This window comes from Streptomyces sp. NPDC002055 (genome assembly GCF_040296705.1).
GTDB lineage: Bacteria > Actinomycetota > Actinomycetes > Streptomycetales > Streptomycetaceae > Streptomyces.
Genome location: NZ_JBEOXS010000046.1, coordinates 39,679 through 50,753, shown reverse-complemented (window position 1 = coordinate 50,753; position 11,075 = coordinate 39,679). Strand labels below are relative to the sequence as shown.

At 69.9% G+C, this 11,075-nt stretch carries 8 protein-coding genes and 1 tRNA gene; 5 read left to right on the top strand and 4 right to left on the bottom strand.

What is annotated here, in order from left to right; genetic code table 11:
* Nucleotides 1-102: 102 nt before the first annotated feature.
* Both ABT112_RS25330 and ABT112_RS25325 read right to left on the bottom strand, forming a co-directional pair.
* Entirely contained in the window at nt 103-1,512 is a 1,410-nt protein-coding gene (locus ABT112_RS25330; protein WP_351513241.1) for an FAD-binding oxidoreductase, read from the bottom strand.
* 271 nt (nt 1,513-1,783) lie between these two features.
* On the bottom strand, nt 1,784-2,761 hold the full coding sequence (locus tag ABT112_RS25325) for an antibiotic biosynthesis monooxygenase (protein WP_351513240.1): 978 nt from the start codon (nt 2,759-2,761) through the stop codon (nt 1,784-1,786).
* A 151-nt stretch (nt 2,762-2,912) separates the two neighbouring features.
* Here ABT112_RS25325 and ABT112_RS25320 point away from each other — a divergent pair, with 151 nt between their 5' ends.
* The 3 genes from ABT112_RS25320 to ABT112_RS25310 all read left to right on the top strand — a co-directional run bounded on the left by ABT112_RS25320 (nt 2,913) and on the right by ABT112_RS25310 (nt 5,641).
* Nucleotides 2,913-3,479, top strand: a complete 567-nt coding sequence (locus ABT112_RS25320) for a nucleoside deaminase (protein ID WP_351513238.1) — start codon at nt 2,913-2,915, stop codon at nt 3,477-3,479.
* A 718-nt stretch (nt 3,480-4,197) separates the two neighbouring features.
* Nucleotides 4,198-5,082: an alpha/beta fold hydrolase gene (locus tag ABT112_RS25315; protein ID WP_351513253.1), complete on the top strand. Its 885-nt coding sequence runs from the start codon at nt 4,198-4,200 to the stop codon at nt 5,080-5,082.
* A 485-nt stretch (nt 5,083-5,567) separates the two neighbouring features.
* A tRNA-Pro gene (locus tag ABT112_RS25310) sits at nt 5,568-5,641 on the top strand.
* A gap of 241 nt (nt 5,642-5,882) precedes the next feature.
* Here the strand turns inward: ABT112_RS25310 and ABT112_RS25305 are convergent.
* Complete coding sequence (locus tag ABT112_RS25305) at nt 5,883-6,503, bottom strand: HAD-IA family hydrolase (RefSeq protein WP_351513237.1); 621 nt, start codon at nt 6,501-6,503, stop codon at nt 5,883-5,885.
* A 284-nt stretch (nt 6,504-6,787) separates the two neighbouring features.
* Nucleotides 6,788-8,854, bottom strand: a complete 2,067-nt coding sequence (locus ABT112_RS25300) for a galactose-binding domain-containing protein (protein ID WP_351513235.1) — start codon at nt 8,852-8,854, stop codon at nt 6,788-6,790.
* Nucleotides 8,855-9,097: 243 nt separating this feature from the next.
* On the opposite strand from ABT112_RS25300, the gene ABT112_RS25295 reads away from it, so the two are divergent.
* Nucleotides 9,098-10,312: a helix-turn-helix domain-containing protein gene (locus ABT112_RS25295; RefSeq protein WP_351513233.1), complete on the top strand. Its 1,215-nt coding sequence runs from the start codon at nt 9,098-9,100 to the stop codon at nt 10,310-10,312.
* A gap of 122 nt (nt 10,313-10,434) precedes the next feature.
* Nucleotides 10,435-10,899, top strand: a complete 465-nt coding sequence (locus ABT112_RS25290) for an ATP-binding protein (protein WP_502975438.1) — start codon at nt 10,435-10,437, stop codon at nt 10,897-10,899.
* The last annotated feature ends 176 nt before the right edge of the window (nt 10,900-11,075 follow it).

The following is an 11,075-nucleotide window of genomic DNA, read 5'->3' as shown; positions in this document are numbered from 1 at the left end:
CTCCGAGGCCGGCTACGACGCGCCGCCCTCCTCCGAGGCCGGCTACGACGCGCCGCCCTCCTCCGAGGCCGGCTACGACGCGCCGCCCTCCTCCGAGGCCGGCTACGACGCGCCGCCCTCCTCCGGGGTCAGATACGAGTGGAAGACCCCGTCGGGGTCGTAGGCGGCCCGCAGCGCCCGCAGACGCTGCCAGTCGGCCGGCGCGAACGACCGCTCGGCCCGTGAGGCGGCGGCGGTGAGGTCGGCCTCGGCGATGTAGTGCCCGGTCCCGAACGGCTCCACGGTGTGCATCGCCTCGCGCAGCCAGCGCATCTGGACGGCGTCCTCCGCCGGGTCGTCCCACACCGCGTACGGCACGACGTAACTCCGGCCGAGCACCGAGAACGCCATGTCGCGCAGCAGCCGCTCGTCGGTGGAGACCGGCAGCACGGGGGCGAGGACCAGGGACTGGTCGGAGGGGCACGCGGCGGCTGATTCGCTGAGCTTGGCCAGGAGCGTGGTGAAGTCCTCGTCCGACCAGAGAGTGTCGGCCGCGTAGCGGTGCTCAGGGGGCCAGACGGCAGCCGAATCGGCGTACAGCGCGTCGAAGGAGGTGGGCCGGTCGGTGTCCGAGAAGAGTGCCCGGTCCCCGAACGGGCAGTCCCGCAGCGGTGCGAGGGACGCGTCGGCCTCCTCGTCCGTCCCGGCGAACACGGTGGCGCCGGCCACGACCACCTTGGGCCGCGGCGACCGGCTCGTCATCTCCGGTGCCGCGGTGGCCAGGACGAGCACCGACTCCACCGTGGGGGCGAGCCCTTCGGCCGTGTCCGTGACCCAGGACGTCACCCGCTCGACGTCCGACAGCGGGAAGGCGTGCGTGGTGGTGCGGATGACCCGGGGCAGTGGGTACAGCGCGATCCGGAATCCCGTCACGACGGCGAAGAAGCCCGGCCCGGCACCCCGCGCCGCCCAGAACAGGTCGGCGTTCTCCTTCGCGCTGCACCGCAGCAGCTCGCCGTCCGCGGTCACGGCCTCGATCTCCAGGACGCTCGCGCAGGCCGGTCCCCAGGCCGCGGAGTTCAAGCCGAGACCGCCGCTCAGCAGATACCCGCCGAGGGCGACGGACGGGCAGTGGCCGCCGGGGAAGGCGAGCGACTCCCGGGCGAGTGCGGGCATCAGGTCCTGCCCCCGGACGGCCGGCTGCACGGTGGCAGTGGCGGACGCCGTATCGATCTCGAACCGGCGCAGCCGCGACAGGTCGAGCAGCATCCCCCCGTCCCGGAGGGAGGTCCCGAACCAGTTGTGGCCACCCGCGCGCACCGCGATCCGCAGCCCCTCCGCGCGGGCCATCCGGACGGCCGCCGGCACGTCGCGCTCCGACGCGACCCGGACGATCACCTCGGGACGGCGCCCCGGCGTGAGCCCGTTCCACACCATGCTCGTCCGGACGGGCTCGTACGCGACGTCCCCCCGCCGCACGATCTGCCCTTCGACCCGCCCCTCGACGCCGTGGGCCTGCGGGTGTTCGCGCATGCTCACTCCTCGCTGCACTCCTCGCTGCCGGTACGCGAATTCGCAGGCGGTCTCCCTCGGTCGTTCCGTTGGGGAAGCGCTCGTTCCGTTGGGAGAGCCCAGCCCTTGAGCCGTGTGCCGCGATGGACGACGAGACCGTACTGCCCGAGGCCGCACTGCCACGAGGTGGGGCATGTACCAGTTTAGTGGGTCATACGCGGGCACGCGCACGGGCGCGGTGCCGCCCCGGGGCAGGGGCCGCTGCGCCCGGCTGACGCACCGGCCGAGGGCGTCAGTCCAGGGTGAGCCCGAAGATGGTGAGCAGAATGCCCCAGCACACGATGACCACGACCGCCCCCAGGATGTGCGTACGGGCCGACTTCGCCCGGCTGGGCTGCAGCCAGAAGGCGAGACCGCGGTTGACCAGCGGCATGAGAAGCCACGTCAGGACGCTGACACTGAGCAGGTTCCCGATGAAGAGGTTCAGGTAGCCGGGAACGCCCGCATCGCCGAGCTCGTCGTTCACCGCCAGATTCAGCACCGTCACCGTGGGATAGAGGGCCAGGACGACGGACATGGCCTGTTTCCAGTTGGCCGGGACGCCCTCGTCCTCGCCGTCACCGAAGCGGAACCAGCCGCTGAACGCCGAACCGATCTTGCGGACGTCGTAGGAGGAGAAGTAGTTGCGCCCCTCCTTCAGGAGCTCTTCGCGGACCTCGGAGTCCAGCCAGGCGTCGAGATGGTCCCGGGTGTCGAAGCGGAACGCCACGACCCAGTGGTCCTGAATGCCCTGCAACGGCCGGAACAACTCCGAGCCCATGAAGCCGGGTTGCTGCTCCTGTGCCTTGAGAATCTTGCTCTGCCACCGCTCGAAGTCCTGCTCCCGGCCGGGCCGCACATCATGGGAGATGACCGCGGTCACGGCTTCCTGGTCGGGCGCCGCGGGCGTTCCGCCGGCCAGGACCTCCTGGGTGGCGGGACCGTCGAACAGCGGGCGCCCCTCGTCCAGCAGTTGCTGCCGCGCACCCGATTCCAGCCAGGCGGTCAGCTGCTCGACCGAGGAGAAGCGGAAGACGACGACCCACTCGTTCCCGTCGCCGTTGGTCGGCGGATACAGCTCGGTGCCCTCGAAGCCCTCGAAGTGCCGCACGGCCCGGTTCATGCGTTCCTGCCACGACTGATACGCGTCGTCATGGCCGTCCCGGACCCGCTGCGAGGTCACCACGGTCGCGCTGTGGCTGCTGAGGTTGCGGCTTGCACCGACAGTCATACGGAGTAGTCTAGGCGGAAAGGTGGATATCGGACAAATGGTGTCTGCTGATGCTCAGTTGACGGTGGATGGTTGACGGATTGACCGATGACCGATTGACCGGTTTGCGAGAGCGGTTCGTTTGTGAGAGCCGCTCGGCGGAGGTGCGGCGATGGGGCACAAGGAGTTCATGGCGGAGGCTGTCCGGCTGGCGACCGAGTCCGTGGAGAAGGGGTGGGGCGGCCCCTTCGGTTCGGTGATCACCCGGGACGGCGAGATCATCGCCCGCGGCCAGAACCGCGTCCTGCTGACGGCCGATCCGACCGCCCACGGCGAAGTGGAAGCCATCCGCAAGGCGGTACAGCTCCTCAACCCGGAAGCGCCCAGCATCGCCGAGGAGCACCAGAACCAGTACACGCTGCAGTTGATCCCCCGCCCCGAGGGCTCCCAGGACGTCGTACCGGAACGCGCCTGCATGCTCCAGGGCTGCCTGATCTACACCAGCGGCGCGCCCTGCCCGATGTGCATGAGCGCCATCTACTGGGCCCGGATCGACGCCGTGTACTACAGCTGCGACTGGAAGGCCACCCAGGAGATCGGCTTCGACGACGCGTTCCAGTACGAGGACTTCGCCAAGCCTCCGGAACAGCGCAGCCTGCCCCTCGAGCAGATCCACCCGGAGCTGGGCGCTCAGTCGTACAAGGCGTGGGCGGACAAGCCGAACCACCACCCGTACTGACGCGGGGGAACTGACGGGAAGTCCGCCCGCTGCGGGAGACCAGGGGACCGGGGGCCCGGGGGATCGGGGCTGGGCGCCGCCCACCCTCGCCATCACGGCCCGTACGGCGGGCGCGGTCGAGGTACCGGGACATGTGTCTCGGCCGCGCCCACCGCACGGGCCGTCCGGCGCGCTCCGATCCCGGAACGGGGCATCGGGCCAGGGGCGCTGCGCCCGGAGCAAGCTGGGCGGGGCTCTTCCTCTGTGAGGGTGTGCCTCTGTGAGGGGTGTGCATGACGTCCGTGTGCCGGGGGACGGTCATGGCGGGACCGGAAACGCGGGCCGCTACGGCGGCCCCGTCCCAGCCGATGACCCGACGCACCCGACACGGAGGGCGAGCCGCATGGCGGAGCACGCCATCAGCAATGGAAGCACCGACCAGGGCACCACCGACCCGAGCGCCGCCAAGCAGGGAAACGCCGAACAGGGGCCCACCGACCAGGGCGGCTCCGACGCGCGCGGCACCAAGCAGCGAAACGCCGAACAGGGACCAATCGACCAGGGCGGCTCCGACGCGCGCGGCACCAAGCAGGGAAGCGTCGGCCGGGGCGGCTCCGACGGCGCCCGCGACCGCCGTCTCGGCAGCCATGGCGGGGGCGGCCGTGACGGCAGCGGTGGTGCCGGCCGCCCACCCCATCCGTACCGCGCGGGCCACCTCGACCGCCCCGACGGAACGCGCGTGGCGACCTACACCTGGACACCGGCGGGCGATCGTCCCCGGGCCGTCGTGCAGATCGTGCACGGGGCGGCCGAACACGGACTGCGCTACGACCGGTTCGCCCGCTTCCTCGCCGGTCACGGCTTCGCCGTCGTCGCCTCCGACCACCGCGGGCACGGCGCGACGGCCGCTTCGACCGGCGGTTACGGCGTCGCGGGCGACGGAGCCTGGCCGGCGATCGTCACCGACCTGAAAACCGTCGGCGACCGGGCGCGAGCCGAACACGCCGGGGCGCCCCTCGTCCTTCTCGGCCACAGCCTCGGGGCCATGCTGGCCCGCGACTGCGCCCAGGAGTACGGATCCGAGCTGCACGGCCTGATCCTGTCGGGCGTCTTCCGTTCCCTCCCCGGCGCCGAGACCGAGGGGGCCGCCGCCGCGCTGGAGCGGGAGATCGCGGACCGTGGCGCCGGTGCGCCCTCCGGCTTCATCCCGGAGCTCTTCGCCGCGTTCAACGATCCGTACCCGCACCGCACGGGGTTCGAGTGGCTGTCGCGCGACGAGGCGGAGGTGGACCTGTACGCCGCCGACGAGCGCTGTGGCTTCGCGTTCAGTGCGGGCCTCGCCCTGGAGTGGGTGCGGGCCGTACGCAAGATCAACGACCCACGGAACCTCGCCCGCATCCCGGCCCGGCTGCCGGTCCACCTCGCCGTGGGCTCGGAGGACCCCTGCCACCAGGGGCTGACCCTGGTCTACGAGCTGCTGGAGGACTTCCGTTACCTCGGCACGGAGGACCTGACCTGGCGCGCGTACCGGAACGCCCGCCACGAGATCCTCAACGAGACGAACCGCGACGAGGTGCAGCACGACCTGCTGAACTGGCTGGACGGGCACGTCCCGGCGTCCTGACGGCTACTCCGTGTGGAGCACGTCGCTACGAGTGACGATGCATGTCCCGTCGGTGAAGGTCGGGGCCGCACCCAGAGGCCCGCAGTCCCGGTCTCGGTGTGCCGCCGAAGCCAACTACGGGGATGTCGTAAGTGATATGTCTGCTATGAGGTGAATGAGAGTGTTTGACCCCTGACTCCGGGTGCCCGGTGGGCCGTGCGTCGGCCTCACCGCAGGTGCTTCGCGGGGAGGGGGGAGAGGTTCGCCAGGGAGGTGCCGGATCGGGGCCACTGGAGGTGCCGTGCCCGTGATTGCCGCAGGTGAGCATGGGGTGAGCCCGGAGTCGTCGGGTGAGAGGGCTGCTTCCGCTCGACCGTGACCGTCGGTGTCCCCGCCCAGGGGTGGCCCGACGCTTCTGTCCGAGCCTGGGGTGAGCAAGCACCCGGTGAAGTGCGGTATTGTTCTCGTGCGCGGTCGGCAGGGGAAACCCCAGGCCGCACGGGCACCGGGACGTGGCGCAGCTTGGTAGCGCACTTGACTGGGGGTCAAGGGGTCGCAGGTTCAAATCCTGTCGTCCCGACGGTGCAAAGAGCCCGCCGATTTGGAGAATTTCTCCAGGTCGGCGGGCTTCTTCGTGTATCGGGACCGGGTCACCGGACAAGCCGGAGATGCCGCTTCGGTTCGGTCTCTGGGACCACTTTGGGGCCAGAGACGTTCCGGCCGGCCGAGAGATGCGCGCTGAGCGCTGCCCCCGCAAGGTCGATGGACCGTTGGTCCGGGTGTCATGGTGACGTCGGGTATGGGAACGCCTGGAATGCCCTTCAGCTCGATCCGTTGAGAAGCGGCGACAGAGCCTCGTGCAGATCTTCGGGCCGGCGGTAGTGGAGGGCGGTCATCCCGGCTTTGCGTGCCGCTGTGACATTGGCTTCGGTGTCGTCGATGAACAAGCAGCGGTCGATCGCCGCGTCGAGACGCTCGGCAGCGGTGCGGTAGACACGAAGATCGGGTTTCGCGACGCCGATCCGCGCGGTGTTCACGACGGCATCGGCGAGGTCGGCGAGTCCTTGGCGTTCCAGGTCCCGCTCCAACCGGGTGGTTGCGTTGGAGACCAGGGCGACGGATGTGACCTCGCGTACTTTCTCGAGTAGCGCGACGACTTCTTGATCGACGATGGGCAGGAGGGCGGACCAGGCCCGCACCGACGCATCCGCTCGCTCCTTTGATCCGTGGCGGGCGGCGAGGTCGGCGGCGACCGCTGATCGCCACTGCTCGTCGGTGATCTGCCCGGTGATGGCCGGGTGCAGGCGGGCGGGTGCGAACGCTGCGGCTCCGAGCGCGCCGATGGGAAGCCCGTGCTCTTGCTCCAGCCCGTCGGCGACCGGCCAATGGCGGATCATGCCGTCGATGTCGCAGAGCACGGCGTCGTAGGGCAGAAGAGGCATGTCACTCCCGAGTACTGGTTCGGTGGCTGACCTCGGCGGCGTAGGCGGCCCAGTCGCCGGCGGCGGCTCGCTGCCATCTGACGGCGACGGTGATGTCGATGCCGAGGGTGCGGCCCCCTGATCATGCTCGACCCCAGACCGGGCAGGACACCGCCCAAACCCGCGGAGCCGACCTAGCAGTGCCCGCAGGGTGTTCGCGAGCGCGAGTGACGGCGCGGGAGGGGCGCCCCGGTGGGTGCACCGCTCCACCGGGGCCGGGCCCTGGATACCGCCTCGTCGGTGCCTCAGTCGGCGTAGACGCCGACCTCGCGAAGCGAGTACCCCCACTGGGTGCCGCGCTGCAGCCCCTTGACGCGTACGTAGCGCGCCTCGGCTCCGGCGAAACGGGCCGTTTGCAGGCCGCCGTCGCCGGAGGCCGTGGACCACACCGTCTTCCAGTTCGTGCCGTCCTCCGACAGTTCGACGCGGTACGACTTCGCGTACGCCTGCTCCCAGTCGAGGGTGACGCGCTTGACCGGCTGCGCGGATCCGAGATCGATCCGCAGCCACTGGTCGTCGTTCCACTCGCTGGCCCAGCGGGTGCCCGTGTCGCCGTCCACCGCCTTCCCGGGCTTGAAGCTGACGAACGGGTTCCACCACTCCGACGAGGACGCCGTCGCGGCCGCCCCCGCGGCGAGGTTCTTCCCGGACCGGTACTTCTCGGAGTTCCCCCAGGTGCGGAGGTAGGACTCGGCTCCCGAGAAGAGGTCGTCGACGACCCCCTGACCGCCGACGATCCGGATGTCCTCGATCCAGTCCGGGACCATGCCGTACTGCGCGCCGCCGTCGGTGTTGAAGTCCCACGTGCGTTCGCCGGTGGTCTGCTTGTCGATCACCGAGCCGCCGTCCGTGCTGCGGAAGGGGTACTTCACCGGGTTCGGGGTGTCCCCGCCCCGTGGAGCCGGCCAGCCTCCGACACCGTTCATGTCGGTGCCGTAGCCGTAGCCGACGTTGTACTTCTCGCGCAGCGCGTCCGTGCGCTTGGCCTCCGCGCTGAAGGCCTCGGAGCCGCCCATGTACTGGGTGGCGAACCCGCCGAGCTTGTAGAGGCGTTCGGTCCAGCCCAGGTCCATCCAGCTGTGCGAGGAGATGGCGCCGGGGTACGACTCGGATTCGAGGATGCCGAAGGCCTGGTCGGCGGCCTTGACGCTCATGTGGTCGAGCTCCAGCATCATGTTGCGCTTCATCATGCCGCGCACCGCGTACGCGCCCAGGTCGGTCAGCCCGCGGGTGTTGCACTGCGCTCCCGAGGCGTATGAGGGGACGGCCGCGTCCTTCGGGAGCCGCTTCTCCGCCTCCGGTGCCGCCGCGTTGCCGATGGGGTTGTCGTGCTGCGGGCCGCGGCAGGTCTCCGTCTTCCAGAACGTGCCGGTCGACAGGAACTGGCCCACGTTGATGGCCGTACCGAGCGAGCCGGAGTCGAAACGCACCCCGCACAGTGCGTTGTCGAACTTGTGGCACAGGAACATGCTGCTGACGCCCAGTTCCTTCAGCTCGTCCAGGCCGCGGTCGATGTCCTCCTTGCTGCACTGTGCGACGTCCAGGATCTGCTTGCAGCCGAACGGCTCCGAGGTCTCGACGCCCAGGACGACGGCCAGCTTGCCCTGCTCGATGACCTGTCGGGCCTGCGCGCTGTTCGTGACGATCCGGAACCAGCCCTTGCCCGGGCCGCCGTACATCTTGTCGATGAAGGCCTGCATGTCGTACGTCTTCTTCGCCTCGAGGCGAATGGCGGTCATCTCGTCACAGCTGCGGTCCTTGAAGAAGTAGACCGAGCAGATCACGCCGTTGGTGACCAGGTCGTTGACCAGTACCCGCTGACCGCCGCGCCATGCCCGCTCGATCCAGGCGTAGTAGTTCTGCTGGTGGGTGAGCGAGTCGTGGGCGGGCCAGTCCTTGAAGGTGGGCCACCCGTTGGGGTCGTGCTTGCCGTCGCCGCCCTTGGTGATCATGTCGAAGACGGCGAGCGAGCCGTCGGGGTAGTGCTCGGGGCAGTCCTTGAGCGCGTCGGTGACGCCCTGCTCCGAGAACGGCTTGCCGCAGATCAGCCGGCCGCCGAAGCCCTCGTTGGACATGATGTGGTCGTGGGCGTCGACGAAGCCCCTGACGCGGCCCTGGGCGTCGGTGCCCTTGAAGGGCTCGCCCGTGACGTTGATCTGCGAGTCGGGTGCGGGCCTCGCGGACGGATCCCACCAGCTGGACTCCGCCGCGGAGCTGGGCACGGGACCGAGCACCAGGGCGGTCACAGCGACAAGCAGCGACACCACCGCGAGCGACCTGAGTCTGCGGCGCAGAGGTTGAACGATGACCATCGCGTACATCCTTAAATGTGAGCGGTGCTCAGATTCCGCTCTACGTTAGGGATACGAGCCTGCAACGCCAACCCCCGTGCAGCGTTCATGTTCGGCAGTTCCCGTCCTTGCAGGGCGACACGCCCATGATGTGAGCCTGGATACGCGCGGCTCTGCGGGCGTCGTCCTGGGGCCGGTGGTGCCTCCGCAACTGCGGCCGGCATCGTGAGCTGCGGACGCAGTCTGGCCGCGTACCGTGGCAGCGTGGCGAACGAAGACCTGGGGCGGACCCTGCGCCGCTTGCGCCGTCTGGCCTCCCTGACGCAGGAAGAGCTGGCCGAGCGCTCCGACGTGTCCGTCGATGTGATCCGCCAGCTCGAACAGCGGCGGAAGCACTCGGCGCGCCTGCCCACCCTGCACGCGCTGGCCAACGGTCTCGGCGTGGAACTGACCACGCTCCTGGGCGACCCGCCGGCGGTCTCCTCCACGGGGGAGAACGACGGACCACGCTTCGTGGCCGTGCGCCGCGCCATCATGCCCGTGCTCTGGGGGCCGGACCCGGAGCCGCCGGGGCCCGACTTCTCGCTGGACCGTCTGCGTGAGCAGATCGCGGAAGGCTGGACGCACTACCACGCCGCCGAGTTCGACACGGTGATGAAGGCGCTGCCGGACCTGCTCTCGGACGCGCGCGCCACCACGGTCTCGGACAACGACGACGACCGCAGGGCCGGATTCGCAGCCCTGGCCAAGGCGCTGCAGCTCGCCGGACACGTCGCCGTGCGGATGGGCAAGACGGACCTGGCCCTGACGAGCCTGGAACGCGCCATAGACGCTGCGGGAGAGTCCTCCGATCCGCTGCTTGTGCCGATGATCGTCAACTCCACGGCGTGGACCTACCAGCGGCAGGGGCGCCTGACAGACGCGCTGGGCATCGCACTGCGTGCTGCCGAGGACATGGCGAACGCGGGCCGTACCGGCACGGCCGACGGCCTGAAGGTGTGGGGTGCGCTGACCATGAGCGCCGCCACGTCGGCCGCGCGAAGCGGTGACTATGAGCGCGCGGCGGCGATGATGGCAACGGCGGAGCAGGAAGCCGCCCGAGTGTCGAAGCTGCCCGACGGCGGTGACAACCGCATGGTCAGCGTCTTCAGCCCGTCGTCGGTCCGTATCGAACGCGTCCGGCTGGCCGTCCAGTACGGGCACCCGCATGATGCCTTGGCGCTGGCCAAGGGGATGCGTCTGAGCAAGGACACTCCGCCGTCCTGGCGGACGTGGCTGCTGTTGGACGTGGCCCGAGCGCACACGGACACCGGTGACGCTGCCGGAGCGGTGAAGGCGCTGGAGTCCCTGCGCCGGGTGGCACCGACCTGGATGCAGCATCACACGCTGGCCGTGGCCATCGTGCGCGACCTGTGGGCGCTCCCCAACCATCCACCGGGACTCCGGCCGTTGGCGGAGTTCCTGGGGGTCGGCGAATAGCGTGGTGAAAGTGGGATGTTCCGCCCCTGTCACCCTTCTTGGTACGTCGCTTACATGAATGGTCACTGCCCCGCGACCTCGTGAACGGCCGGGGCTGCGGCCGACCTGAAAGAGCAACTGACGTGCCGAAATCCACGGACGGGCAGTCACGAAAGCAGCCCCGGCGATGCCTGCCGCTCATCGTGGCCCGCCCGACCGGGCACCCCGGCTACAGCGCGACCCTGCCGCGTGAACCGGGGAGCGCGGCCACCGCCCGGCGTCTGGTGCACGTCGCCTTAGCGGCGTGGCAGATGGAAGAGCTGGCCGACGTCGCGGCCCTGATCGTCTCCGAGCTGGTGACCAACTCCGTGCAGCACGCCCGGAGCAATTCCATCCGGATCACGGTCACCCGGCCCGAGGCAGTGCGGGTGCGTATCGGTGTCGTGGACAAGTCGAAGCAATTCCCGGTGCCCCGGGAGCCGAGCGCCGAGGACGAGGGCGGGCGCGGCCTGGCGCTCGTGGAGGCGCTGGCCGAGGACTGGGGCACCGATCCGCTGCCGTGGGGCAAACGGGTGTGGGCAGAGCTGCGGGGGAAGGGGCACGAATGACCGGCATACGCCTGCCCGGACTGCATGCGCATCTACCGGCTCCGGCCCCTCGACCCGGCCCCGGTCGTCCGCCCCGTGGTGGATGACCAGGGCCATTTCGTCATGCCCGGGCACCGGCCGGCAGATCTGGGCGCAGCCACACCGGCGCCCGTACTCTGGCACCCCATACACCACCC